The sequence below is a fragment of the Frigoribacterium sp. 2355 genome (assembly GCF_054060695.1).
Map to the genome: position 1 here is coordinate 187002 of NZ_JBSSDL010000005.1, position 25729 is coordinate 212730.

At 72.4% G+C, this 25729-nt stretch carries 23 protein-coding genes; 11 read left to right on the top strand and 12 right to left on the bottom strand.

All coding sequences use genetic code 11. The features are described 5' to 3' along the window. Positions 1-60 precede the first annotated feature (60 nt). Both ACVJ1F_RS08570 and ACVJ1F_RS08575 read left to right on the top strand, forming a co-directional pair. Positions 61-1014 carry an AAA family ATPase gene (locus ACVJ1F_RS08570; RefSeq protein WP_056046296.1) on the top strand — a complete coding sequence of 318 codons (954 nt, stop codon included), beginning with the start codon at positions 61-63 and terminating at the stop codon, positions 1012-1014. Positions 1015-1016: 2 nt separating this feature from the next. Then, positions 1017-2309, top strand: coding sequence for a DUF58 domain-containing protein (locus tag ACVJ1F_RS08575; RefSeq protein WP_456885617.1), 1293 nt, complete (start codon positions 1017-1019; stop codon positions 2307-2309). 28 nt (positions 2310-2337) lie between these two features. Here ACVJ1F_RS08575 and ACVJ1F_RS08580 read toward each other — a convergent pair whose 3' ends face one another. Beyond that, positions 2338-3333, bottom strand: a complete 996-nt coding sequence (locus ACVJ1F_RS08580; RefSeq protein ID WP_123570417.1) for a stage II sporulation protein M — start codon at positions 3331-3333, stop codon at positions 2338-2340. Positions 3334-3351: 18 nt separating this feature from the next. On the opposite strand from ACVJ1F_RS08580, the gene ACVJ1F_RS08585 reads away from it, so the two are divergent. After that, positions 3352-4236, top strand: a complete 885-nt coding sequence (locus ACVJ1F_RS08585; protein WP_456885618.1) for an RDD family protein — start codon at positions 3352-3354, stop codon at positions 4234-4236. A gap of 30 nt (positions 4237-4266) precedes the next feature. On the opposite strand, the gene ACVJ1F_RS08590 is transcribed toward ACVJ1F_RS08585, so the two are convergent. From ACVJ1F_RS08590 to ACVJ1F_RS08600, 3 genes are all read right to left on the bottom strand, one after another. Next, on the bottom strand, positions 4267-4518 hold the full coding sequence (locus tag ACVJ1F_RS08590; RefSeq protein ID WP_233568399.1) for a metal-sensitive transcriptional regulator: 252 nt from the start codon (positions 4516-4518) through the stop codon (positions 4267-4269). 167 nt (positions 4519-4685) lie between these two features. After that, positions 4686-6107 carry a phosphomannomutase/phosphoglucomutase gene (locus ACVJ1F_RS08595; protein ID WP_456885619.1) on the bottom strand — a complete coding sequence of 474 codons (1422 nt, stop codon included), beginning with the start codon at positions 6105-6107 and terminating at the stop codon, positions 4686-4688. After that, positions 6097-6309, bottom strand: coding sequence for a DUF3499 family protein (locus ACVJ1F_RS08600; protein WP_456885620.1), 213 nt, complete (start codon positions 6307-6309; stop codon positions 6097-6099). The genes ACVJ1F_RS08595 and ACVJ1F_RS08600 overlap by 11 nt, the downstream gene beginning before the upstream one ends. Positions 6310-6380: 71 nt before the next feature. Here ACVJ1F_RS08600 and ACVJ1F_RS08605 point away from each other — a divergent pair, with 71 nt between their 5' ends. Next, positions 6381-6830, top strand: coding sequence for a metallopeptidase family protein (locus ACVJ1F_RS08605; RefSeq protein WP_456885621.1), 450 nt, complete (start codon positions 6381-6383; stop codon positions 6828-6830). A gap of 36 nt (positions 6831-6866) precedes the next feature. On the opposite strand, the gene ACVJ1F_RS08610 is transcribed toward ACVJ1F_RS08605, so the two are convergent. The 5 genes from ACVJ1F_RS08610 to manA form a co-directional block, all read right to left on the bottom strand. After that, positions 6867-8282, bottom strand: a complete 1416-nt coding sequence (locus ACVJ1F_RS08610) for a DUF5719 family protein (protein WP_456885622.1) — start codon at positions 8280-8282, stop codon at positions 6867-6869. Continuing rightward, positions 8275-11106 carry a glycosyltransferase family 2 protein gene (locus tag ACVJ1F_RS08615; RefSeq protein WP_456885623.1) on the bottom strand — a complete coding sequence of 944 codons (2832 nt, stop codon included), beginning with the start codon at positions 11104-11106 and terminating at the stop codon, positions 8275-8277. The genes ACVJ1F_RS08610 and ACVJ1F_RS08615 overlap by 8 nt, the downstream gene beginning before the upstream one ends. 167 nt (positions 11107-11273) lie before the next feature. Next, the gene (locus ACVJ1F_RS08620; protein ID WP_173151170.1) at positions 11274-11606 is read right to left on the bottom strand and encodes a WhiB family transcriptional regulator; all 333 of its coding nucleotides are present in this window, start codon (positions 11604-11606) and stop codon (positions 11274-11276) included. Positions 11607-11791: 185 nt separating this feature from the next. Beyond that, positions 11792-12751, bottom strand: a complete 960-nt coding sequence (gene galE, locus ACVJ1F_RS08625; protein WP_056046313.1) for a UDP-glucose 4-epimerase GalE — start codon at positions 12749-12751, stop codon at positions 11792-11794. A 116-nt stretch (positions 12752-12867) separates the two neighbouring features. Further along, positions 12868-14034, bottom strand: a complete 1167-nt coding sequence (gene manA / locus ACVJ1F_RS08630; RefSeq protein WP_456885624.1) for a mannose-6-phosphate isomerase, class I — start codon at positions 14032-14034, stop codon at positions 12868-12870. Positions 14035-14189: 155 nt separating this feature from the next. Here manA and ACVJ1F_RS08635 point away from each other — a divergent pair, with 155 nt between their 5' ends. The 3 genes from ACVJ1F_RS08635 to ACVJ1F_RS08645 all read left to right on the top strand — a co-directional run bounded on the left by ACVJ1F_RS08635 (position 14190) and on the right by ACVJ1F_RS08645 (position 18083). Then, positions 14190-15386: an acyl-CoA dehydrogenase family protein gene (locus ACVJ1F_RS08635; RefSeq protein WP_456885625.1), complete on the top strand. Its 1197-nt coding sequence runs from the start codon at positions 14190-14192 to the stop codon at positions 15384-15386. 61 nt (positions 15387-15447) lie between these two features. After that, positions 15448-16767, top strand: a complete 1320-nt coding sequence (locus tag ACVJ1F_RS08640; RefSeq protein WP_456885626.1) for an O-antigen ligase family protein — start codon at positions 15448-15450, stop codon at positions 16765-16767. Continuing rightward, on the top strand, positions 16764-18083 hold the full coding sequence (locus ACVJ1F_RS08645) for an exopolysaccharide production protein (RefSeq protein WP_456885627.1): 1320 nt from the start codon (positions 16764-16766) through the stop codon (positions 18081-18083). The genes ACVJ1F_RS08640 and ACVJ1F_RS08645 overlap by 4 nt, the downstream gene beginning before the upstream one ends. A gap of 64 nt (positions 18084-18147) precedes the next feature. On the opposite strand, the gene ACVJ1F_RS08650 is transcribed toward ACVJ1F_RS08645, so the two are convergent. Both ACVJ1F_RS08650 and ACVJ1F_RS08655 read right to left on the bottom strand, forming a co-directional pair. Then, a complete protein-coding gene (locus ACVJ1F_RS08650) occupies positions 18148-18939 on the bottom strand; it encodes a polyprenol monophosphomannose synthase (protein WP_123570427.1) in 792 nt (263 codons plus the stop codon). Positions 18940-19060: 121 nt separating this feature from the next. Beyond that, positions 19061-20488 (bottom strand): hypothetical protein, encoded by a 1428-nt coding sequence (locus ACVJ1F_RS08655; RefSeq protein ID WP_456885628.1) that lies wholly within the window; start codon positions 20486-20488, stop codon positions 19061-19063. 48 nt (positions 20489-20536) lie between these two features. On the opposite strand from ACVJ1F_RS08655, the gene ACVJ1F_RS08660 reads away from it, so the two are divergent. The 3 genes from ACVJ1F_RS08660 to ACVJ1F_RS08670 are packed head-to-tail and all read left to right on the top strand — an operon-like array spanning position 20537 to position 22661. Then, positions 20537-21274, top strand: a complete 738-nt coding sequence (locus tag ACVJ1F_RS08660) for a glycosyltransferase family 2 protein (RefSeq protein WP_159825363.1) — start codon at positions 20537-20539, stop codon at positions 21272-21274. Continuing rightward, complete coding sequence (locus tag ACVJ1F_RS08665; RefSeq protein ID WP_456885629.1) at positions 21271-21642, top strand: DUF2304 family protein; 372 nt, start codon at positions 21271-21273, stop codon at positions 21640-21642. Before ACVJ1F_RS08660 ends, ACVJ1F_RS08665 begins: the two co-directional genes overlap by 4 nt. Next, complete coding sequence (locus ACVJ1F_RS08670) at positions 21642-22661, top strand: glycosyltransferase family 2 protein (RefSeq protein WP_456885630.1); 1020 nt, start codon at positions 21642-21644, stop codon at positions 22659-22661. Before ACVJ1F_RS08665 ends, ACVJ1F_RS08670 begins: the two co-directional genes overlap by 1 nt. Here ACVJ1F_RS08670 and ACVJ1F_RS08675 read toward each other — a convergent pair. Continuing rightward, positions 22631-23953, bottom strand: coding sequence for a lipopolysaccharide biosynthesis protein (locus ACVJ1F_RS08675; protein WP_456885631.1), 1323 nt, complete (start codon positions 23951-23953; stop codon positions 22631-22633). The genes ACVJ1F_RS08670 and ACVJ1F_RS08675 overlap by 31 nt on opposite strands. 144 nt (positions 23954-24097) lie before the next feature. Between ACVJ1F_RS08675 and ACVJ1F_RS08680 the strand changes: the two genes are divergently transcribed. Further along, positions 24098-25711, top strand: coding sequence for a DUF2142 domain-containing protein (locus ACVJ1F_RS08680; RefSeq protein ID WP_456885632.1), 1614 nt, complete (start codon positions 24098-24100; stop codon positions 25709-25711). Positions 25712-25729 lie beyond the last annotated feature (18 nt).

Genomic DNA, 25729 nt, shown 5'->3' on the forward strand with positions numbered 1-25729 from the left:
GCCTCCCCCGCCTCGTCCGATCGCCCCCGCATCGACCCCCACCCCGGAGAAGACCACCAGATGAGCTCAGAACTGCAGCAGACCTTCGCCCGAGTCCGAACCGAGGTGGGCAAGGCCGTCGTCGCCCAGGACGGTGCCGTGACGGGCCTGATCGTGACCCTGCTGGCCCAGGGTCACGCCCTGCTCGAGGGCGTCCCCGGCGTGGCCAAGACCCTGCTGGTGCGCGCCCTCAGCCACTCGCTCTCGCTCGACACCGCCCGCGTGCAGTTCACGCCCGACCTGATGCCCGGCGACATCACCGGATCGCTCGTGTACGACGCGAAGTCGGGCGAGTTCGAGTTCCGGGCGGGGCCGGTGTTCACCAACGTCCTGCTCGCGGACGAGATCAACCGCACGCCTCCCAAGACGCAGTCGGCGCTGCTCGAGGCCATGGAGGAGCGCCAGGTCTCGGTCGACGGCGTCAGTCGCGCGTTGCCGACCCCGTTCCTGGTCGCGGCCACCATGAACCCCGTCGAGTACGAGGGCACCTACACGCTGCCCGAGGCCCAGCTCGACCGCTTCCTGATGAAGCTCACGCTCGACCTGCCGCCGCGCGAGGCCGAGGTCGAGGTGCTCGGCCGTCACGCCGCCGGCTTCTCGCCCCGCGACCTGCGAGCCGCGGGCGTGACCCCGGTCCTCGGACCCGACGACCTCGCCCGGGCCCAGGCGGAGGTGGCCCGGGTCGGTGCCTCCCCCGACGTGCTCGCCTACATGGTCGACCTGGCCCGGGCCACGCGCGAGAGCCCGTCGGTCAAGATCGGCGTGAGCCCCCGAGGGTCGACGGCCCTCCTCGCCGCCTCGAAGGCCTGGGCGTGGCTGACCGGCTTCGACCACGTCACGCCCGACCACGTCCAGGCCATGGCCCTGCCCGTGCTGCGACACCGCCTGCAGCTGCGGCCCGAAGCCGAGCTCGAGGGCGTCGACGCCGACGCCATCGTCCGCTCGGTGCTGCAGCAGGTCCGGGTCCCGCTCTAGCCATGGCGATCACCGGTTGGTTCGTGGCGCTCGTCGCGCTCGGCGTCGTGCCCGTGGTCCTCACGGGCAGCGGGTGGGCGATCGTCGGCTGGCTCGGCGTCGTCGCCGCGCTGACGGTGCTCGACGTGGCCCTCGCGGCGTCGCCCCGGTCGCTCACCGTGCGGCGCGAACTGCCGGGGGCGATCCGTCTCGGCGAGAGCGCACCCGCCCGGCTGACCGTGGTGAACGACGGCCGACGCACGCTGCGCGGACTCGTGCGCGACGCATGGCAGCCGTCCGCCGGAGCGACCCCGACCCGCCGTCGCCTGTCCCTGCGACCGGGGCGGGCCGCGACGCTCACCGTCACGCTGACCCCGTTCCGCCGGGGCGAACGCCGCGCCGACGGCGTCACCGTCCGCACGGTCGGTCCCCTGAGGCTCGCCGGTCGACAGGCGACGCACGAGGTGCCGGGCGCGGTCCGCGTGCTCCCGCGGTTCTCGTCGCGCAAGCACCTGCCGTCCCGTCTGGCCCGTCTCCGAGAACTCGACGGGCGCACGAGCGTGATGATCCGCGGCCAGGGCACGGAGTTCGACAGCCTGCGCGAGTACGTGCGAGGGGACGACGTCCGCTCCATCGACTGGCGGGCGACCGCACGCCGCGACGACCTCGTCGTGCGCACCTGGCGGCCCGAGCGCGACCGTCGGGTGGTCGTCGTGGTCGACACGGGGCGGACGTCCGCGGCCCGCATCGACGACGAGCCGCGGCTCGACACGGCCTTCGAGTCGGCACTGCTGCTCGGGGCGTTGGCCTCGCGGGCGGGCGACCGGGTCGACGTCGTCCTCTTCGACCGCCGGGTCAGGGGTCGGGTGCAGGGCGCGACCGGGCCCGCCCTGCTCTCGTCGATGGTCGAGACCATGGCGCCCGTCGAGCCCGAACTGGTCGAGACCGACTGGGCCGCCGTGCCGGCCCTCGTCCGCTCGGTCACGTCCCGTCGGGCGCTCGTCGTCCTCGCGACCACCGTCGACAGCCCCGGCGCCTCCCGCTCCTTGCTGGCGGCGATCCCCCAACTGACCCGCCAGCACCTGGTGGTCGTCGCGTCGGTCACCGATCCGGCCCTCGACGAGACGGTGCTGCGGCGGGGCAGCCGCGACGAGGTCTACCGGGCCGCCTCGGCCGAGCGGGCCCGACTCGACCAGGGCCGGGTCGCCGCCGCCCTGCGTCAGGTCGGCGCCGACGTCGTGACCGGAGCGCCGGCCGACCTGCCCCCCGCCCTCGCCGACCGCTACCTCGCGCTCAAGGCGGCCGGCCGCCTCTGACGCAGGCTCGGTGGCCGACGACGCGGGATCAGTCGGCCACGAGTTGTGTGGCCCCGGCCTCGAACTCGTCGAGGTCGCCGGTCTGTCCCGCCCGGTGGGCCCGTCCGCCGAGCAGCCACTGATAGGCCAGGAACCCCAGGAGGGCCACGGTGCCGATGCCGATCTTGATCGGCCAGGGCCAGGCCTGCCGGGTGACGAACCCCTCGATGACGCCCGAGACCAACAACGAGAGCATCAACCCGACCGCGATGGTCACGAGCGCGCGTCCGTCCTGGGCCAACGCCTGCCCCCGGGTGCGGGCACCGGGTGCCACCCAGGACCAGAAGATCATCAGACCGGCCGCCCCGGCGACGAAGATGCTGTAGAGCTCGAGCTGACCGTGCGGAGCGATGTACAGGAAGAACTGGTCCAGCCGCCCCTGGTCGGCCATGAGCCCGGCCGAGATCCCGACGTTCATGGCGTTGCTGAGGATCGCGTAGGGAACCCAGACCCCGGTGATGCCGAACGCCACGCACTGCGCGGCGATGTACGCGTTGTTCGTCCACACCTGGCCGGTGAACGACGTCGAGGCGCTCTCGGAGTAGTAGTTCACGAAGTCCTGCTCGGCGAACTGCCGGCGGAACTCCTCGCTGCCGAACGAGGCCAGCAGCGCGGGTGTGTTCGCGGCCCAGGTCGCGAACACGGCCGCGACGACCACCGTCACGAGCGTCAACACGAGCGACAGCCACCGCACGCGGTAGAGGGCGGCCGGCAGCTGCGCGACGAAGAAGGTCGGCAGTTGGCTGAACAGGTTGCGACCCGCGCCCGTGAACCGCAGGCGTGCTCGCGACAGGGTCATGGAGAGCCGGTCGGCCACGACGGAGTCGCCGGTGGCGGTCTTCAGCGCCGACAGTTGCCCGGCCCCCGACTGGTACAAGCGGACGAGCTCGTCTGCCTCGGGGCCGCTCAGTCGCCCGCGCCGGGCGAGGCGCTCGAGCTCGGCCCAGTCGTGGCCGTGGGCGGCGGCGTAGGCGTCGATGTCCATTCTGCTTAGATACTAGGCATGTCCCGCACGAAGGCACGAGGCGCCTCCCCGGTGGTGCTGCGACCCGACCAGGTCGAGGCCTTCACGGCGGGTGGGGACGAACTGGTCACGGGCGAGGCGGTCGCCCTCGACCTCCGACCGACGAGCTTCGTGTTGCGGGCGGCCGGGGCGCTCATCGACTACCTGGCCTACGCCCTGCTGCTCGTCGGTGCGTTGGTGCTCGTCTCGTTGCTGAACGACGGCGGGGTGCTCGACGACGCCCTGTCACAGGCGTTCCTCGTGGCGTCGATCGCGATCTGCTTCATCGTCGTGCCGACGGTGGTCGAGACCGCGAGCCACGGGCGGTCCCTGGGCAGACTCGCCGTGGGCGCGCGCATCGTCCGCACCGACGGAGGGGCGATCGGCCTGCGCCACGCCCTCACCCGAGCGCTGGTGGGGCTGCTCGAGATCGTGTTCACCAGTGGCGGCCTGGCCGTCGTCGTCGCCCTGCTGAACGGCTCGTCGCGGCGTCTCGGCGACCTCATGGCCGGCACGTACAGTCGCAACGAACGCGTGCCCAAGGCCGCTCACGTGGTCTACGGCGTGCCGGCGCACCTGCAGGGGTGGGCCGAGATCGCGGACGTCGGGCGCCTGCCCGACGGCCTGGCCCGTCGCATCGCGTCGTTCCTGCAGCAGGCGCCGCAGCTCTCCCCGGCCAGTCGGCGACGCGTCGCCGACGAGTTGGCGGCCGAGACCACGCCCTACGTCTCGCCCGTGCCGTCCGGCGACCCGGAGTTCCTCCTGGCCGGCGTCTCGGCGCTCCGGCGTCGGCGTGAGTCCGCCGCCCTCGCTCGCGAGTCCGCGTTGCTCGACCGCCTCACCCCGGCGCTGACCGAGACGGTCCGGGGCTTCCCCCGGCGCTGAACCGCGTCGCCGCCGGCCCCGGCCTCCGCGTCAGGACCGGACGAGCCTCGCGATCGCCGCCGAGGCCTCGCGGACCTTGGCGTCCGCGACGTCGCCTCCCTCTCGGGCCGCCTGGGCGACGCAGTGGGCGAGGTGGTCCTCGAGCAACTGGAGCGCCACGGTCTCGAGGGCACGGGTCGCCGCACTGACCTGCGTCAGGACGTCGATGCAGTACGTGTCGTCCTCGACCATGCGCTGGATGCCCCGGACCTGGCCCTCGGCACGGCGGAGGCGCTTGACGATCTGTTCCTTGTCGCCGCTGTAGCCGACGTGCGTGGCCGTCGCGTGCTCACCCTGCTGCGCCACCCGCGCCTCCTCGTGTGTCGTCCGGTCATGCCGTGTCGACCGGTCCCGCCAGGTTACCCCCAGGGGGTAACCGATCCGCCCGCTCGGCCGCACCCGGCCGACCGTCAGCCGCGGATCAGCCCGAGCACGTCGTCGCGGACGCGCTCCATGCCGGCGGGCGTCGCCGCCTCGGCGTTGAGGCGCAGCAGCGGCTCGGTGTTGGACGGCCGGACGTTGAACCACCAGAACCCGTCGTCGGACGAACCGCTGACCGTGAGGCCGTCGAGCTCGTCGAACTCGCCGACCCCGGTGTAGGCCTCGACGATGCGGGCGTACGCCGCCGGCACGTCGGTGACGGTCGAGTTGATCTCGCCGCTCGCCGCGTAGGGCGTGTACCGGTCGGTCAGGGTCGAGAGGGGCTCGGCCTGCGACCCGAACTCGGCCAGGACGTGCATGGCGGCCAACATGCCGTTGTCGGCGCTCCAGAAGTCGCGGAAATAGTAGTGCGCCGAGTGCTCGCCCCCGAAGATCGCCCCGGTCGCCCGCATCTCGTCCTTGATGAGCGAGTGGCCGACGCGGGTGCGCACCGGCGTCGCGCCGGCCGCCTCGATGGCCTCGGGCACCGCGCGGGACGTGATGAGGTTGTGGATCACCGAGATCTCGACGTCGGGCTCGGCGGCCCGGACGCGCGCGATCTCGCGGACGGCGACGATCGCCGCCACGGCCGACGGGGTCACGGCGTCACCCTTCTCGTCGACGACGAAGCAGCGGTCGGCGTCGCCGTCGAACGCGAGGCCCAGGTCGGCCCCGTGCTCGAGGACGGCCTTCTGCAGGTCGACCAGGTTGGCCGGGTCGAGGGGGTTGGCCTCGTGGTTCGGGAAGGTGCCGTCGAGTTCGAAGTACAGCGGGACGATCTCGATCGGCAGCTCAGGCAGCCCGGCGGCCTCGCCCAGCACGGCCGGGACGGTGAGCCCGCCCATGCCGTTGCCGGCGTCGACGACGACCTTGATGGGCCGGATGCCGGCGAGGTCCACGAGACCGCGGAGGTACGCGGCGTAGCCCGGCAACGCGTCGTGCTCCCGCACGGCGCCCGGCTCGGCGACGGCCTCGATGCCGTCGGCCAGGAACGAGGAGGCGCGGTCACGGATCGAGGACAGCCCCGTGTCGAGGCTGATGCCCTGGGCGCCGGCCCTGCTCATCTTGATGCCGTTGTAGGTGGCCGGGTTGTGGCTCGCGGTGAACATGGCCGCCGGGGCGTCGAGCGAGCCGGAGGCGAAGTACGACTCGTCGGTCGAGCACAGGCCGAGGGCGACCACGTTCGCACCCCGGGCCCGGGCCCCGCGGGCGAAGGCCTCGGCGAAGCCCGGCGAGGAGTCCCGCATGTCGTGACCCACGACCAGGTCGTGGCCGGCGCCGTCGATCTCGTCGGCGAAGGCCGCACCGAAGGCCTCGACCACCTCGTCGGTGAGCTGGGTGCCCACCAGTCCCCGGACGTCGTAGGTCTTGACGAAGGCGTTCAGGTCGACGGGGGCGTTCTCAGAGGTCATGACCCAAAACTACCCGGCGCAGGACCTCCCAGCCCTGCGGGACCGACAACGAGCCCGCGTGGCGGGCGCACAGGTCGTAGCCGTGCGGCTCGACGCGGTCGCTCAAGGGCCCGACCACGACCATCGAGTCGGCGTACACGTAGGTCAGCGTGGCGACGGCCTCGTCGTGGCACGTCACCTTGCTGCAGGGTCGACGGTTCATCTGCCCGACAGACTATCGCGAGGGTCCTCGGGGGCCGACCCGCGCCTCCTGGGCGGGCCTACGATGGGTTGATGAGCAGGCCCCGCCGCGCACGCGTCACCGACCGTTCCCGTCGGCGCGACCGCCATGGACGCGGGCTGCGGTCGTCCGCCGCCGGGCCTCACCTGCCCTTCCTGCGGACGAGGGTCGACCTCTTCGACGACATCGTCGCCGCCACCGCCGACTACCTCCGCGAGGCGTGGCCCGACGAGCTCGCCGACACGTCGTTCGAGGTCGCCGGCCTCCCCGCCGAACCGAACCGCACCCGGGTCGAACGGTGGTCCGTCGACCGGGCCGCCGGCCGGGTCGTGCTGTACCGCCTGCCGATCGAACGGCTCGCCCCCTCGCACGACCGTCGGGGGGCGGCCGAGGACGAGTGGAACCACCGGGTGCTCGTCGAGGGCTACGTGTTCCGGGCCGTCGCGGACCTCCTCGGCAAGGACCCGTGGGAGCTGGCTCCCGACCGCTGGCGCGACGGCTGACGCGCGACGGGGTCGTCGGGGCGCGTGCCCCCGACGTCAGGGGTAGACGGTCACCGGGGTGGACGCCGGCAGCGGCGAGGTCACCGGCCAGGCGGCGACGGCTCCGGGGGCCGAGAAGCTGACGCCCGCGCGCAGGTCGTCGGCGTTCCCGAGCCGGACGGCGTCCCCCCGTTGCACGTCGACGCCGACCGTGGACCCACCGGGTACCTCGACGTCCCGCTCGTCGCCTTCGCCCACCGTGACCTCGGCCGTGACGGCGTCCTGGCCCGGGTTGGCGAGCCAGAGGCGTCCGCCCTCGCCGTCGGGCACGACCACCTCGGTGTCACCGGAGAGACGGGGCGACGAGGCGGCCCAGCTGAGGTCGACGCCTCCCGCGTCCGCGGCGACCGTGGAGGTCCGGGCGGCCACGGCCACGGCCGTCGACGACCGGACGGTGGCCGTGTAGACGCCGTCCTCGAGCCCGTCGATCGGGACGTCGGTGACGCGCCCGCCTTCGACAAGGGTCTCGAACGAGGTGCCGGTGCCGTCGTCGGTGGCCAACGAGACGCTCAGCTGCGAGGGACCCTGGCCCGGGACGAGGACGCGCAGCACCGACTGGAGGTCGGAGGACGACGGGTCGGCGAGTGCTCCCTCGAGGTTGGCGGAGTCGCGGACGACGATCCCCGTGACGACCGACTCGCGAGACGGCGCGGCCGAGCCCGTCACGATGTCCACCCCACCCGGTTCGAGGGTGCGGACGACGCTCTGCTGGAGCGTGGCGACGATCTGCCCGCCGCGACTCGACACGTGGACGGCCGGCGAGACGAGTCCGGTCGCGAAGCCCGAGAGCGGAACCACCTTCTGGCTGCGGGGCGCGACGACGATCCCGTCGATTCCGGGGCCCTGCACCTCGCCGGTCTCGGAACGGATGTCGAGGTCGACGGTGGCGTTGACGTCGCTGGGGTTGACGAGGCTGATGAGCGACACGCGTCCCGTCTCGGTCGAGCCGCCGATCAGCCAGGTCGAGCTGGTGGGCTCGGTGCAGGGTGCCGAGGCGAAACCGCGCAGGTCGCCCTCGTCGACCGACTGGCTCTGGGCGGCCGCGACGAGGGGCACGTCGGCGCCCTCGACGGGTGCCGTGACCACGGACGGTCGCGAGTCGCTGCCGTCGGCACCGGCGAGCTCGTCGACGTCGACGTCGCCCTCGCTCGACTCCCGGGCCACGGCCGCTCGACCCACCGAACTGGCGGTCGTGGCCTGCTGCCCCTCGGCGTCCGAGAGCTGCAACAGGGCACCGGTGCAGACCCGCTGCTGGTCGACCGGCACGGGCGTCACGAGCTGCCCCGCCGGCACCGTCTCGAAGGAGGGGAGGCGGACGACCGTGGCACCGCCGACGACCGCGGCGGCGACGGCCAGACCGACGACGCCGACCGCGACGCGTCCCGTCGTGGAGAAGACCGATCGCTTATTCATCTCGCTCCTCGTCGAAGGTCGTGGCGGGCTGCTCGGCCTCGGGCGTCCCGGTCCGGGATCGACGTCGTCGCGGCGACGTCGGGATGGCGAGCAACAGGGCGGAACCGAAGACGAGTCCCCAGCTGATCAGGACGATCGGTCGCAGCGGTCCCGCAGCCGGACGCGCCTCGCGCTCGTCCTGCGCCTCCACGTAACGCCAGAGGAGGCCGTTGGACGTGTCGCCCACCGGCAGGAAGTCGGCGTCGGCGTCGAGCGCCTCGCCCGCACGCTGGCCGAGCCGGTCGGCGTCGCCGTCGTCGTCGGTGGCCGTCAGCAACACGAACCCGACGCCCAGTCGACGCAGGTCGTCGGTCGGGTCGAAACCGCTGCGGCTGACGAGGTTGCCGGCCAGGACGGTGAGGTCCTCGTTGACCGAGGTGAGGCGTGGGGCGGTCGAGTCGAGCGTCGACTGGTCGTCGAGCGTCGCTCCTTGACCGTGCTCCAGCGACACGGCGAGCGAGCCGTCCGACTGGGGCGTGAGGACGAGCGTCCCGACGTCGGGTGTCGCCTCGGCCTCGGCGGTGACGTAGGCCGACAGGATGCGCCCCGAGCTCGGACGGACGTCGGCCACGGGGCCGAACGACGCGATCACGGTGGGGGCCGCTGCGGCGACCGCCAGCACGGCGACCAGGGTGCCGACCGGCGGGGCGACCCGGGGCAGTCGGTCGAGGGTCACGGCCGCGGCGCCGACGAGCCCCAACAAGTAGAGGCTCAGTCCGCTGCCGGCCCAGATCGTGGTCGTGTCGCTGCCGACGCCCGTGACGGACACGTGGGTCGCGGCGACGGCCGTCAGGTAGCCGAGCAGGGCGAGCGACAGGGCGGGGACCGCGCGGCGCTGCGAGCCGACGAACGGCGAGGCCACGGCGAGCAGCGCCAGCGGGGCGATCGCGACGGCGACCAGGACGGCGAGCGTGGCGGACGAGAAACCCGTCCCGGCGATCAGTGCCGTCCAGCCGTTGAGGCCCGTCTCGGGGGACGTGAGCAGCAGCTGCAGCGGTGAGGCCGGGTCCGACCTCGTGGGGACTCCGGGGTCGGCGAACACGGCCCACCACGTGCCCCGCTGCAGCTGGGCGACGACGAGGGGCGCGAAGAGGGCCAGCGCGGGCAGCGGCACCGCCACGAGGCGATGGGTGCCGCGGGGGCGGCTGACGATCGACCCGAGCCAACCGACGAGGAGGGCCGGCACGAGCGAGGGAGCGGCCGCCGCGACGACGGCGAACAGCAAGGAGGCGGTGGCCCCGGCCGTCCACGACCTCGCGGCCCCGATCATGGCCCAGACGAGGAACGGCAGCGCCACGTGCGCGAGGACGGCACCGAGGTGACCGGACTGCAGACCCGAGAGCAGCGGGGACGAGAGGGCGTAGAGCGCCGCGGCGACGGCCGGCACCCAGGTGCGGCGGGTCACGCGGCGGGTGGCGAACCACGCGCCCAGCGCGGAGAGCGGCAGGGCCACGAGGTAGACCCCGAGGACCGCGGTCGACGGCGACCAGGGCGTCAGGCTGCCGAGGACCGCGACGAGCGCGGCGAACGGGTCCGAGGGGCCGAGGAACCCGGTGCCGATCTCGCGCCAGCCGTAGCCCACCGACGACCAGAGCTGACCCACCGAGGTGCTGAGCGGCAGGAGTCCCCCACCCGTGACGGCCGGGTTGCCGAGCAGCGGCAGGAACGCCACCACACCGACGACGGCGGCCACCAGCACGACCCAGAGGCCGCCCGAGTGGACGAAGCTCGCCCGGGGGTCGGGTGCGTCCTCGACGCCGGCGACCTGTGCGTCACGCTCGGTGACCCGTCGTTCTCGGAGCATGGCGCGGGACGCGCGCAAGGGCTCCACCGAACTCCAGCCGACGCTCTTGGTCCGGGCGAGGGCCCGACGAGCCGATCGCACGTGCGAGCCGCCGAAGGCAGCCCGGAACGCGGTGGCGAACTCGCCCACCACGGCTCCCGGGTTCTTGGTGAGCAGGTGCCAGACGCTGCGCACGACCGCCAGCGGCACCAGGCTGAGCCAGTGCAGCGGCAACAGGGCGGCCGCCGAGTAGACGAGGCGCCGGTGCAGTTGGGCGGCACGGTGCAGGCGCGCCCGGCGGGCGTGCCCGACGGGCCCGTGGCCGAACTCCTCCGGCGGCCCGGCACTGTCGACCTTCGCGTCGGGGACGAGGACGACCCGGTGACCGGCGAGGCGGGCACGGATCGAGAAGTCGAGTGCGGCGTCGACGTGCGGCAGCGCGGGGTCGAAGCCGCCCAGGGCGGTCCAGACCGTGCGACGGACGAGCATGCCCCCCGCCGCGACGCCGAGCACGTCGTCCGTGACGTCGTGCTGGCCCTGGTCGAGTTCGTTCTCGACGCGGGCGAGCGAGGCGCCGTACCGGGTGACGGTCTCGCCGAACTCGGCGATGACACCGGGCTGGCCCCACCGCATCAGCTTGGGGCCCGCGACCGCGACGGAGGGCGACACCTCGACGGTCGTCATGAGGCGCTCGAGCGCCTCGGGCGCGGGTGCGTTGTCGTGCCCGAGTAGCCAGACCCACTCGTCGGGGTCCCCGTCGCCCGGGTCGGAGAGTCGCACGCCGTGCGCGGCGGCGGCACCGAACGTCTTCGCGTCGGGAAGCGAGGCCAACTGGGCGGCGCCGCTCAGCGACAGCCGACCCGCGGCCGAGTCCTTGCCGCCCGTGTCGACCACCACCAATGCCTCGGGGGGCCGCGTCTGACGCGACAGTCCGTCGAGGGTTCGGTCGAGGTAGGTCGCTCCACCAGGGGCGACGAGGATCGCTGTGACTCTCGGCTGCATGACTCGTGCAGCCTAGGTCGCACCGGCGCGGGCACCGGCTCGGCGCGCCGACGCGACGGGCGAGACGTGACGACCCGCGCCTCCTGGTCCCCGCGGCCTCGGGCCATCACGACGGAACGGCACCGACCCGGAGGGGTCGATGCCGTCGGAACCCGAGGAGGCGCGGGTCAGGCCCGCTTGCGGAGCTTGCGACGCTCGCGCTCGGACAGCCCGCCCCAGATGCCGAAGCGCTCGTCGTTCTGCAGGGCGTACTCGAGGCACTGGGCCCGGACGTCGCAGGAGGCGCAGATCTTCTTGGCGTCGCGCGTGGAGCCGCCCTTCTCGGGGAAGAACGCCTCGGGATCGGTCTGGGCGCAGAGCGAGTCCGCCTGCCAGGCCAGCTGGTTCTCGTCGTCGGCGACGATGGTGCGCGACGACGATCCGATGCCGGGGACGCCCAGCTGGATCGGGTCGACGTGCCAGTCGTCCGGGACGCCGGCGCGGTTCTCGTGGATGCCCACAGCGCATCTCCCCTCGTGTCGATCGCCCGTGAATGTACGCGACAAGGTAATTACACCGGTGTCATTACCCATCCGTCAAGTCGAGGGCCAATAAACCCTCCACCCCCCGATCAGGGGCAAGGGAGCCCCGGCGTGTCGGGGGACGTTTCGACGGGAACGGGTGATGTCGGGTACGTGGCGGACGGTCAACCGCGAGGCGCGGCCTGCCAGGCGCTGGTGACCATCTCGAGCAGCGTGTGCCGCATCTCCCAGTCGAGGTCGCGCGCCGCCAGGCTGCCGTCGGCGACGATGCGGTCGGGGTCGCCGGGACGACGCGGGGCGATCTCGGGCGTGAAGTCGATGCCGGTGCCCTCGCGCATCGCGGTCATGATCTCGGCGACCGAGACGCCGCCGCCCGAACCGAGGTTGTAGGCCGGCTCGACCGGCTCGCCCGCGTCCAGTCGGCGGGCCGCCGCGACGTGCGAGACCGCCAGGTCGGCGACGTGGACGTAGTCGCGGACGCACGTCCCGTCGGGGGTGTCGTAGTCGTCGCCGTTGATGCGCGGGACGCGGCCCTCGGCGAGCGCGGCGAAGACGAGCGGGAAGAGGTTGTGCGGGCTGGCGTCCCAGAGGTCGGGCCGACCCGAACCCACGACGTTGAAGTAGCGCAGGCTGGTGTGGCGCAGGCCCTCGGCCACCCCCTGGTCGCGCAGCAGCCACTCGCCGATCAGCTTGCTCTCGCCGTAGGGGGACGCGGGGGCCTTGGGCGTGTCCTCGGTGACGAGCTCGGTCGGCGGCGTGCCGTAGACGGCCGCGCTGGACGAGAACACGATCCGGTCGACGCCCCGGCTCGACATGGCCTCGAGGAGGCGGGCGGTCCCCGTGACGTTCTGGTCGTAGGTGTGCAACGGCCGCTGGACCGAGACCCCGGCGTACTTGTAGCCCGCGACGTGGACGACGCCGGTCACGCCGTGCCGGTCGATGGTCTGCTCGATCAGCTCGCGGTCGAGGAGGGAACCCCGGACGAACGGGACGTCGGCGGGCACGAAGGCCTCGAGGCCGGACGAGAGGTCGTCCAGGACGACCGCGTCGATGCCCGCCCCCGTGAGCTCGCGGACGACGTGAGAACCGATGTACCCGGCACCGCCGGTGACCAACCATGACATGGGGCCAACCTATCGGGTGCCCGACGGGTCACGGGTGCCACCACGAGCGCCGGGTGGGGCGCGCGGAGCCGGACGTCACGCGGAGCGGACGGCTCCGCCCGGCCGCTCGGCCCGGCTCAGGCCGGCGTCGCCACGTAGGCGGTGCCGCCGCCGGTCATCGCGAGTCGGACCTCGTCGGGGGTGACGAACGCGGACTCGCCACGACCGAGCCGGATGGTGCCGTCCTGACCCTTGACGTGGACCTCTCCGGCGGTGACCAGGACGATGCTGGGACCGCCGATCTCGACGACGGCGCCCGGGCCCTCGGCGTCGACCCGCAGCATGGCGAATCCCGTGCCGGGAGGCGCGAAGCGCTCGACCCCCCGGGCGACCGTGGTCGGGTCGAGACGGGGGACGGGCAGTGGTTCGAAGTCGAGGACCTTCAGCAGTTCGGGGACGTCCACGTGCTTGGGGGTCAAGCCGCCGCGCAGCACGTTGTCGGAGGGCGCCATGAGCTCGACGCCGAAGCCGCCCAGGTAGGCGTGCACGTTGCCGGCGGGCAGGAACAGCGCCTCCCCGGCACGCAGCGTCACCCGGTTGAGCAACAGCGAGACGACCACGCCGGGGTCGCCGGGGTAGCGCTCGGCCAGGTCGACGACCGTGGCGATGCCCGCGCCGTCCGCCCGGTGAGCGGCGGCGAGTTCGCTCACCGCCGCGATGGCGGCGGACGAGTCGTCGTCGCCCTGGAAGAGGAAGGCCAGGGTCGACCGCAGGGACTCGGCCAGGTGTCGGCGGAGCAGGTCGAGGCGCCCCGAGCCGTCGTCGAGGAGGTCGAGGTCGGCCAGGGACCGGGCCGGCTCGCGGAACCCGCAGAGGGCGTCGAAGGTGTCGCTCAACGCCACGATGATCTCGGGCTTGGCCGAGGAGTCCTTGTAGTTGCGCTCGGGGGCGTCGAGCGGGATGCCCGCGGCGTCCTCGCGCGCGAAGCCCTCGCGGGCCTGCTCGGGGGTGGGGTGCGCCTGGATGGACAGCGGGCCGTCGGCCGCGAGCAACTTCAGCAGGAACGGCAGGTGGTCCCGGTCGCGGCCCAGCGCCCTGCCCGGCTCGGCGGCGAACCAGTCGGCGAGGGTGTCGGCACCACCCACGACCGCCGGGGCGACGACGACGCTCGGCGAACCCGGGTGCGCACCGAGCCACAGCTCGGCCTCGGGGCGGCCGCTCGGTCGACGACCGAGCAGGTCGGCGATGGCCGTCGTCGAGCCCCAGGCGTAGTCGCGGGGCGTGTTGGTGATGGCGAGGAACATGGCTTTACCTGCTTGTCGGAGGTCGTGCTTGGTCGCCCCCTACAAAGCGGTGAGGTCGACGACGCCGGGGCGTTGCTCAAAGCTACCAAGCCCTTGGCGGCGGCTGGGGCGCTGCCTAGGCTCCTGTCGTCCCGACACGAAGCAATGGAGCACGGATGTCATCAGCGACCCTCACCTCGTTCACCTCCCTCGTCAGCGACTTCTACGGTTACGAGGACCTCCTCTCGGACCGCGAGAAGGGCGTGCTGGCCGACCTTCGCCACTACCTCGAGACCGAGGTCAAGCCCGGGGTGAACCGCCACTGGGCCGACGCGACCTTCCCGCACGAGATCGTGAAGGGCCTCGCCGGCCTGGGCCTCTTCGGCATGCCGTGGGAGGAGACGCGCCCGTTCGAGAACTCCGCCGTCTTCCGCGGCTGGGTCGCGCTCGAGCTCGCGCGCGTGGACGCGTCCGTCGCGACCTTCGTCGGCGTGCAGAACGGACTCGCGATGGGCTCGATCGGCGTCGGCGGCTCGCCCGAACAGCGTGCCGAGTGGCTGCCCCGCATGGCGAGCGGTGACCTGGTGGGCGCCTTCGGCCTGACCGAACCGCTGTCGGGGTCCGACTCGGCCCAGGGACTCCGCACGGTCGCCACCCGCGACGGCGACGACTGGGTGCTGAACGGCTCCAAGCGGTGGATCGGCAACGCCACGTTCAGCGACATCACGATCATCTGGGCCAAGAGCGCCGAGGACGGCCAGGTCAAGGGCTTCATCGTCCCGACCGACACCGCCGGCTACACGGCGACCAAGATCGAGGACAAGCAGAGCCTCCGCATCGTCCAGAACGCCGACATCACCCTCGAGGACGTGCGCGTGCCCGAGAGCCACCGACTGCAGCAAGCCGATTCGTTCCGCAGCACGGCGGCCGTGCTGCGCCTGACGCGGGCCGAGGTCGCCTGGGCGGCCGTGGGCAACTCGATCGGCGCCTACGAGGCCGCCCTGGCGTACGCCAACGAGCGCGTGCAGTTCGGCAAGCCCATCGCCAAGCACCAGCTGATCCAGGACCTGCTGGTGAAGTGCATCGGCAACATCACCGCCTCGATCGGCATGGTGGTGCGGTGCTCGCAGATGCTCGACGAGGGCACCCAGCGCGACGAGCACGCCTCGCTCGCCAAGGCGTTCACCACGGCCCGCATGCGCGAGACGGTGGGGTACGCCCGCGAGGTCATGGGCGGCAACGGCATCGTGCTCGAGTACGACGTGGCCCGGTTCTTCGCCGACGCCGAGGCGCTGTACAGCTACGAGGGCACCCGCGAGATGAACACCCTCATCGTGGGCCGCAGCATCACGGGCCAGGCGGCGTTCGTCTGATCCGGTAGGGGCGGCCCCCGGTCGCTCCTCCGCGCCTCCCCCGTCGTCTAGCCTGGTGCCCATGACCACGACGTTGCCCGCGCGGCCCGCCCGGACGGCGCCGACGCGCGGAGCCACGACGTTCGCGACGCTGGCGTTCCTCGTGTTGTTCGGTGGCGACGTCCTCCGCAACGGCACCGGCTGGTGGGGCTGGGGGGCGGCCTGCGTGGCGATGGTCGTCGCCGCCGTCGTCCTCGTCGTGCGGCATCCGCCCCGGGTACGGACCCTCCCGCGCCTCCTCGTCCTCTTCCTGCTCTTCGCCGTCGTCTCGATCGCGTGGTCGCAGTACCCCGCCGGCTCGGCGATCGGCATCGTCCTCACGCTGATGACGACCGTGGGCGCCCTGGCGGTCACCGTCGTCGCCTCGTGGCCGACCATCGTGACCGCCCTCGGACGGGCCTTGCGCATCCACGTCGTGGCCTCCCTGCTCTTCGAGGTCGTCGTCGGACTGGTCGTCCGCCAGCCCGTCTGCCCGGTCTACCTGGACTGCACGGATCGGCCGGCGGCGTGGTTCTGGTCGCGCGACGTGCTCTTCGAGGGCGGTCGCATCCAGGGGCTGCAGGGCAACAGCAACATCCTCGCGATCATCGCCCTGCTCGCCCTGATCGTCACGGCGGTCCAGGCGGCGGACCGGTCCATCGGTCGCGGCACGGCGGTCGTCGGTCTCGTCACCTCGCTGCTGGCGCTCGCCCTGACCCGGTCGGCGACCGTCGCGGTGGTCGCGGTCGCCGTCGGCCTCGTGTCGCTGCTGGTGGTGGCGACCCGACGCCGCGAGCCCGGCCGACGGGGGCCCGTCCTCGGCGTGGCGGCGCTCGTCGTGCTGGCGGCCGTCACGGTGGCCGTCCTCGCCCGCGGCCCTCTGCTCGCACTGCTCGGGAAGAGCGGCGACCTGACGGGCCGCACCGACATCTGGTCGGCCGTCTACGACCTCGGCGTCCAGCACCCCGTCGTGGGCTGGGGCTGGGTCAGCTACTGGTTCCCGTTCGTCGAACCGTTCACCGACCTCGCCGAGCGCAACGGCGTGGTGTACCTGCAGGCGCACGACGCGTACCTCGACGTCTGGTTCCAGCTGGGCTGGATCGGCCTCGCCCTGTTCGGACTCACGATCGTCGGCGTCGTCCTGAGATCGTGGTGGTGGGCCGTCGACCGCCGCATGCTCTCGCGCGGGGTCGCGGCCCCGTGGTCGGCCCTCGACCTGTTGCCCTTGCTGCTCGTGACGGCCCTGCTCGTCCACGGGTTGACCGAGTCCCGCCTGATCGTCGAGTGGGGCTGGGCCACGTTCGTGGTCGTCGTGCTCGTGACGCGCCGCGACCCCTTCGGCTGGACGGGCCACGACCGGTGACCTCCGGCCACGGCCACGGGGTCGACCGCAGCCGCGATCCCCTGCGCCGGTACCTCTCGGCCTGGATCGGCTTCTCGGCCGGCGGGCACTTCTCGCAGGCCCTCTCGGTCGCCATCGTGCTCTACGCGTTCTCGACCCAGTCGGTCCGCGCCCTGATGGGGTGGCCGGGCTCGCTCGCCGTCCTGGGCACCCTCGTGGTGCTCGCGACCCTCTCCCTGGTCGGTGGCCGACACCACATCGAGTGGCACGGCATCCTGCCGGTCTCGCTCATCGCCCTCTTCGGCTTCATGGCCCTGAGCGTCTTCTGGAGCGAGTACACCTGGGTCACCGTCGGCGGTGTGGCCTACGCGGTCGGGTTCGGCGCCCTCGGGCTGTACCTGGCCCTGGGCCGCGACCTGGTCCAGGTGGTGCGGGCCTTCGGGGACGCGCTCCGCATCCTGCTCGTCGTGTCGCTGTCGCTCGAGGTGCTGAGCGGGCTGCTGATCGACCAACCGATCGCGTTCCTCGGAATCCAGGGCAAGCTCGCCGCGGGCGGTCCGATCCAGGGCATCTCGGGCACCCGCAACTACCTGGGCTTCCTGGCGACGCTCGCGGTCATCACGTTCGCCGTCGAGTTCCTCACCCGGTCGGTCCCTCGGCGGCAGGCCGTCGCCTCGGGCGTGCTCGCCCTCACGGCGCTCGGTTTCGCCCGCTCCCCCGCGACGGCGATCGCGGTCATCGTCCTGATCGTGGCGGGAGTGGCGCTCGACGCGCTGCGCCGAGCTCCCGAGTCGAGACGGTCGCTCATGCAATCGGTCTTCGCGGTGATCGTGGTGCTGGGTGGTGGGCTGGCCTACGCGGGTCGCTCGCGCCTCCTGGACGCGGTGGACGCGACCAACGACCTGTCGGTGCGGTCGCTGCTCTGGGCGCGCATCCGCGAACTGGCGGCGGTGCACGACATCGTCGGGTGGGGCTTCGTCGGGCAGTGGCCGACCGGGATCTTCCCGTACTCGACGATCATCGCGCCGAGCGGCCGACCGCACGAGACGGGGCTCAACGCGTTCTTCGACATCTGGCTGCAACTGGGCCTGGTCGGCGGGTTGCTCCTCGTCGTGGCCGGCACCCTGGCGTTCGTGCGCAGCTGGATCACGGCGTCGGGTCACCCGATCGTGGCGTACGTCTGGCCGGCGCTCGTCCTGGTGCTGATCGGGGTCACCGCCGTCGCCGAGAGCTTCGTGTTGTTCGAGGGAACCCTGATGACCTTCGTCGCCATCGCGACGATCGCCGCCCGCAAGCGGTCGTGGCGGTCACGGCTGCCGCAGGCGAACCGCCGGTAGGAGGCGCGGCTCGGTCGGGTGCCGTCGCGGACGTCGGTCGCCGGTCGCGACCCGGCGCGCCGCTTCAGTCCTCGACGACCCAGCGCGGCCCGGGGCGGTTGCCGAGCAGGGTCTGCAGGCGGCGCCGGAAGCCCCACTGCGTGACGCGCAGCATGGCCTCGACGACGATGGCCTGGCTCATCTTGGACTCACCGAGCTCGCGTTCGCGGAACTCGATGGGCACCTCGACGACGCGCCCCCCGCCGTCGAGGACGCGGAGGGTCATGTCGACCTGGAAGCAGTACCCCTTCGAGTCGATGCCCGTGAGGTCCATCGCCTCGAGGGCCTCACGCGTGTAGGCCCGGAAACCGGCGGTGACGTCCTTGAGCTGCAACCCGAGGGCCAGGCGGGCGTAGAGGTTGCCGCCGCGGCTCAGGACCTGGCGCGACACCGGCCAGTTGACGACCGAGCCGCCCGGGACCCACCGGGACCCGATCGCGAGGCTCGGCGTCGACGCACCCGGTGCGCTGACGAGCGAGATCATCTCGGGCAGCCTCTCGGGCGGGTGCGAGCCGTCGGCGTCCATCTCGATGACGACGTCGTAGCCCCGCTCGAGACCCCAGCCGAAGCCCATGACGTAGGCGGACCCGAGCCCGAGCTTGCCGGTGCGGTGCGCCACGTGGATGCGGTCGTCGTCGGCGGCCATCGTCTCGGCGAGCTCGCCGGTGCCGTCGGGGCTGCCGTCGTCCACCACGAGCACGTGGATCTCGGGGACGGCGGCGAAGAGGCGCCCCAGGATGATCGGGAGGTTCTCGACCTCGTCGTAGGTGGGGAGGACGACGAGTGCGCCGGCGCCGGTGTGGGCGGAGGTGGTCATGCGGGGCTTCCGGTTGCGGGGAACCGGCGACGCGTCGGCGTTCCGGTCGGCTGGGCCCTGGGGGGCACGCCGATGACGACTCTAGACCGAGCACCCGATCCGGCCCACACGAGTCGAGCGTTCAGGGGACGTCGTCGACGACGTCGCAGGGCAGGAGGGCCCCCCAGCCCGCCGGAGCGCCGGCCACGTCGGCGACCTCCGCCCCGCCGTCGCAGACGTCCCCGGCGGTCCCCAACGAACGCTCCCACCGGGGCCCGTCGGCGCGCACCGTGTCCGGGCCGACGAACCAGGTCGCCGCGACGACGGCGAGGACGACGAGGGCGGCCGCGCCCGCCGCCCGGAGACGTCGTCGTGTCGAGAGGAGCAGCGCGTCGACGGCGCACAGCACGACGACGACGAGGAACATCGACGGCACCACCCCGTAGCGGGTCAGCCCGAGTTCGGCCACCCGTCCGGGGTCGGCGAACCAGAACTTCGTGTCGGGACCGTGGTTCACCACGACGTCGAGCGTCCAGAGACCGATCGACGCCACCGCCACCACGGAGGCGAGGACCATCCGCCCGGACGCCACCCGACCCGATGCGTCATCGTCCGACCCGCGGACGGTCGAGCGCCGGGAGGACCGGACCACGACCAGCGCCGACGCCACGAACGGAACGGCCGCGACCACGACAGCGGGCCATCCGGCGCGGTCGAGCAGGTCACCCATCACGGAAGCCGAGGGCACCCAGGTGCCGAGGACGACGGACGTGAGGTAGCCCAGGACGACCTGCGGCACCGTCGAGGCGGCACCCGGGGCATCCGCCCGGGGCGTCAGGGCCGCGACGACGAGCTGGGCGACGAGCGCCGCGCAGAGGACGGCCACGGGGACGAGGTCGCGTCGCGACGAAGTCGTCCGACGGCGGACGAGCCGGGCCAGGACGACGAGCGGCACGAGGAGGACGGCCTGGATCTCGGTGAGGCCGATGAGCAGTGCCGCCACGGAGGCGAGCACGGTGGACGTCGCGCTCCGGTGTCGGTGCAGCAGCAGGAACGGGGTGAGCCACAGCAGGTACCAGTGCAGGTTGGCGAGGTTGCCCGACACCTCGAGCGGGGCGAGCGGCACGAGGACCGTCACGGCCGCGAGTGCGAGCCGGACGACCGGTGACGCCACGAGGCCGCGGGAGCAGCACCAGACCCCGGCGGTCACGACGCCGGCGACGAGACAGGAGAGGACCGTGACACCCGACGCGAGGCTGCCGACGGGAAGCCACGACCACGCGAGATCCGCCACGATGCGGGGGACGACGTGCAAGTAACCGTCGTAGGGGACGAACCAGCTCTCGAACGGCCCGCCGGCCGCTCGCTGCTGGACGAAGACCCGCCCGTCCTCGGCCCAGAGCGTGTCGCGGGCCGCCGGGGGCAACCGCAGCCAGGCCACGAGGGCGGCGACGACGGCGATCGCGACCGCGGCCGGAGCACGAGCACCTCGGCGCGTCGGACGACCGGGCCGTCCACCCGGACCGGGCGTGACCGCACGGATCGCAGGGGTCGGGGTCGATGTCGTCATGGGCTCATTGTGCCGGTCGGGGCCCGACCTGTTGGTACCATCGGGACCATGTCATCGGCCCTGGCGCAGACTCTCATCGTCATGCCCGCGTACAACGAAGAGGACGTCGTCGCCGACGTCGTCACCGAGGTCTTCGACAAATTGCCCGGCGTCACCGTCCTCGTCGTCAACGACGGTTCGCGGGACGACACGGTCGCCCGGGCGCGATCCGCCGGAGCGACCGTGCTCGACCTGCCCTTCAACCTGGGGGTCGGTGGCGCCATGCGCACCGGCTTCAAGTACGCGCAGCAACACGGTTTCCGGTACGTCGTCCAGGTCGATTCCGACGGTCAGCACGACCCGTCGGGAGTCCCGCTCATCCTCGACGCCCTGGCGTCGGTCGACGTGGCCATCGGCGCCCGCTTCGCCGGCGAGGGCGACTACCAGGTCACGGGTCCCCGCCGATGGGCGATGGTCGTGCTGGCGGCGGTCATCGGTCGGATCGCGCGGACGAAGCTGACCGACACGACCTCGGGGTTCCGCGGCGCCGGGCCCCGGGCGATCGAGATCTTCGCCCAGCACTATCCCGCCGAGTACCTCGGTGACACCGTCGAGTCCCTCGTGCTGGCGGCCCGGGCCGGGTGTTCCATCACCCAGGTGCCCGTCTCGATGCGCCCCCGGGCCGGCGGCACCCCGTCCCACAACCCCGTGAAGGCCGCCGTCTACCTCGGACGGGCGGGCCTCGCCCTGATCATCGCCCTGTGGCGGCCCCCGCTCGCCCTCAGCGTGGAGGCCCCCACCACATGAGCGTCACCACCTACGTCTTCGGCATCGTGTCTGCCGTACTCGTCCTCTACGTCGTCTTCGAGATGCTCCGTCGCCGACGCGTGCGCGAACGCCACGCCCTCTGGTGGATCTTCGCCGGGGTGCTGGCGCTCGTCGTGGCCGTCTTCCCCGGCATCCTGACCGGCGCCGCCGCGACACTCGGCATCACCGCACCGACCAACCTCGGGTTCTTCCTGAGCACGATCATCCTGTTCCTGGTCTCGGTGCAGCACAGCGCCGAACTCACGGTGCTCGAAGAGAAGACGCGCACGCTGGCCGAGGACGTCGCCCTCCACGACGAACGCATCCGTCGACTCGAACGCTCCGTCCACCGGACGGATCAGGCCTGATGGGACTCCCCCGCGTCACCGTGGTGACCCTCGCCTACGGCGACGAGCCCGTCCTGCACGACTCGGTCTCGTCCGTCCTCGCCTCCACGGACGTCGACGTCGACGTGGTCCTGGTCGACAACGGGTGCACCAGCGATGCGGTCTCGACGCTGCCCACCGACCCGCGCCTCCGGGTCGTCACACCCTCCGAGAACCTCGGGTTCGCCGGCGGCGTCAACTTCGGGGCTCGACTGGCCGACGGAGAATTCCTCGCGCTCGTCAACAGCGACGCCGAGGTGCGGCCCGACACCCTCGCCAAGCTGGTCGCCGTCGCGTCCCGCCCCGAGGTGGGCATCGCCAGCGGAAGCATCCGCCTGGCCTCCGACCCCGAGGTCATGAACTCTGCCGGCAACCCCGTCCACGTCGTCGGACTCAGCTGGGCCGGCGGGCTCGACGAACCCGCCGCGGACCATGCCCAGGAGGCGCGGGTCGCGTCCGCTTCGGGCGCCGGCCTGGTCATCTCCCGAGAACTCTGGCTGCGCCTCCGCGGATTCGCCGACGAGTACTTCGCCTACCACGAGGACGTCGACCTGAGCTGGCGGACCTGGCAGCAGGGGTTGCAGGTCGTCTACGTGCCCGACGCCGTCGTCCTGCACCACTACGAGTTCAGTCGCAACGCGCTCAAGATGTACCTGCTCGAGAAGAACCGACAGATCTTCCTGCGGACGGCTTACGGGCCTCGGCTCCGGGCCCTGACGTGGCTGCCCGCCACCGCGCTCGACGTCGCCATGCGCGTGGTGGCACGCGCGCAGGGGTGGTCGGCCGAGAACGCGCGGGCGCGTCGCTGGATCGCCGACAACTCGGCATGGTTGCGCGAACGTCGCGACTGGGTCCAAGAGGTGCGCACGGCGTCCGACCGCAGCCTCGTGCCGCTGCTCACGGCGACGTTGGATCAGCAGGTGTTCCCGCTGCCCAAGGGTGCCGGCGTGCTCCAGACCGCGATGCGCGCCTACTGGGCCGTCGCGCGCCGACTCGTCTGATCGACGTCCCCCGGCGAGGCGCCGACGGGTGCACGGAAGCCGAGCACGAGGAGCGCCACCAGGTTGAGGCCTGATCCGGTGACGAACCCGACCGTCCCGGCTTGCACGCCCAGCACGGGCCCCGACCCGACCATCACCGCGACGCCGACGACGAAGCCGGCCACGGACGTCAGGGCGACGGCCTTCGAACGGCCGGCCGACAGCAGCAGCGCCGAGGGGATCAACGCGACGGTGAAGACGAAGACGCCCACGATCAGGACCCTGAGCAGGGGTACGGCCTCGGCGGCCTCGGCGGGGTAGAACAACGGCAGGTACAGGGGCGCGAGAGCCGCGAGGGCCCCGAAGACCGCGGCGAAGACGGCGGTGAACGCGACCAGGAGCAGCACGGGACCGCGCTGACGCAACGAGACCTGCCCACTCCGGTGCGCGAAGGCGGGGATGATGATCTGGCTCACGGCCTGCCCGAGCATGGACGCCGGGGTGGCGAGGGTGAAGGCCGCCGCGTACACGCCCGCGGCCGTTCCCGGCCCGTAGACCTGGGCGGCGATCATCGCGAGCTGGAGGAGACCGTTGGTCGTCAACCCGGCCACCACGTTCCACGAGGCGAAACCGAGGGCCTCCTGCCGGCCGTCACCGTCGGCTTCCGGCAGGTCGTCGGCGGTCGCGAAACCGTTCCCCCGGGGCCGGCACGCCAACGCGAACACCGTGTAACCGAGGGCCAGGGGCAGCAGCACGACGTCGCCGACTCCGCCGAGGCACACGACGACGAGGAGGCCGAGGCTCACGACGCTCCCGATCGAGTCCCACAGGGCCACCCGTCCCGCGCGGTGGTAGCCGAGCTGGACGCCACGGCAGAAGGCGTAGGCGCCGTAACCCGCGACGAGCCAAGCAGCCAGCACCGCGGTCGTGAGGCCGTTGCCGAGGAGCAGGGCGACGGGCACGGCCGACACGGCCAGGATCGCGGACGACACCAGCATGCTCAGGGAGAAGACCCGGATCAGCTGGGCGTCGGACACCCTGCGGTGGAGCGCGAGGGCGATGAACCGCGAGACCGTGTTGCCGGCCGCGGTGGGCCAGAGGAGCGCCGCGAAGATCGAGAGCGAGAGCAGCGTGCTGGCGTGACCGAGCGCTTCGGTGCCGAACGCCCGCCCGATGAGGACGGTGTACGCGAGACGCGAGACCCCCTGGACGCCGATGCCCAGGGTCGAGAGCACCGCCGCCGAGAGCACCGACCTCGTTCCGGTCGCCTCCGGCGGGACGCCGTCGGCGCTGCGGTCTTCGACCTGGGGCATGTCGCGTCTCCTCACCGGGCACGCTGCCGAACCCGAGGAGACACTCTATTCGCCCGATCGATGCCGCCCGTTCGGTACCATCGTCGGGGGCCGTGGGCCCGCGACGCCAAGGGGAGCATCACCATCGAGACACGCACCGAGACCATGACGGACGACACGACGAACTCCCGCACCCGAGGTGCACGACCCCGGGTCGTCCACGGCGCCGGGCGCCCCCGCCCCTGGGCCGTCTTCGTCGCCGCGTTCGCGGTCTTCTGCGGCCTCGGGGGCGCCTGGGCGGTCGCCAGCCCCCTCATGTCGGTTCCCGACGAGCCGGCCCACACCATCCACGCGGCCGCCGTCGTCCGGGGGCAGCTCAGCGGCGATCCGGTCGAGCAACAGGGATGGACGCGCGTCACCGTGCCGGAGTACGTGGCCCAGACGACCTCCCTGCCCTGCTTCGCCTTCAACGACGACGTGGACGCTTCCTGCCAGGCCACCGTCAGCGACTCCGACGCCGACACGTCGGCCGTCACGACGGCTGGTTCGTACGACCCCGTCTACTACGCCTTCGTCGGACTACCGAGCCTCGTGCTCGACGGCAAGGCGTCCCTCTACGCGATGCGGGGATTCAGCGTGATCCTCTCCGCAGCCCTCCTCGCGTCCGCCGTCGCGGCCCTGGTCCAGCGCCGGTCGTCCCGCTGGTCGTTGATGGCGGTCGTGGTCCTCACCACTCCGATGGTGCTGTTCATCACGGGTTCGGTGAATCCCAGCAGCATGGAGATCTCGGCGGCCGTCGCCCTGTTCGCCTGGCTGACGTTGCTCCGCGAACGTGCCGACGAGGGGCTACCCGTCCATCGGATCGCCATGGTCGCGGTCTCGGCGGCCCTGTTGGCGAACACCCGCAGCATCGGCCTCCTCTGGCTCCTCGTGATCGTCGTCGCCTCGACGCTCGACCTCGCTCTCTGGCGACGGCTCCTCCGCAGCGTGGCGTTCTGGGTGGCGGCCGCCGTCATCGGAGCGGCCTCGGTCTTCAGCTTGCTGTGGGTGCTGGCCACGCAGAGCCTGAGCCCCACCGTCCCGAATCCGGGCGTGGGCTCGACCTTCGAGTCGGGCTTCATCCGCATGATCTTCCTCACGTTCGAGAACGGGCAGGGCTACGTCGGAATCTTCGGCTGGCTCGACGCGCCGGCCCCTGCGACGACCGTCGTCCTCTGGAGCTGCTGCATGATCGTGCTGGTGCTGGCCGCCCTGGTCTTCGGCCGCGGTCCGGCGCGACTCGGTACGGCCGTGCTCGCCCTCGCATTCGTGGTCGCCCCTCCGATCATCCAGGGCATCGCCGTGACCGACTACGGCTACATCTGGCAGTCCCGGTACATCCTGGCCGTCTTGGTCTGCGTCCTGCTCTCGGCCGGCGCAGCCCTCGACGAGGCGTTCCCCGCTCCGACCACCGGGCGGATGAAGACGCTCGTCGTCGTCGTCCTCGCAGCGCTCGGGGTCATGCAACTGCACACGTTCGTCTGGACCCTCCGTCGTTACGTGGTCGGCTGGTCCGACCAGAGCGGTGGCTGGGGTGCGATGTTCACCGACCCCCGGTGGGCACCGTCGGGAGGCTGGATCGTGTGGACCGTCGTCTTCGCGGCCGTCTGGGCCACCGGGGCGGTCCTGACCGCGCGGGCGATGTCGGGCTCGGCGCCCGGGCGCGACGAGCCGGCTGCTCGCCGGTCCGTCGAGGCCACGGCATCCCCGGCGGCCGTCTCGGCGTCCAGGGACGCCTGACACACGACGCCGCCCGGG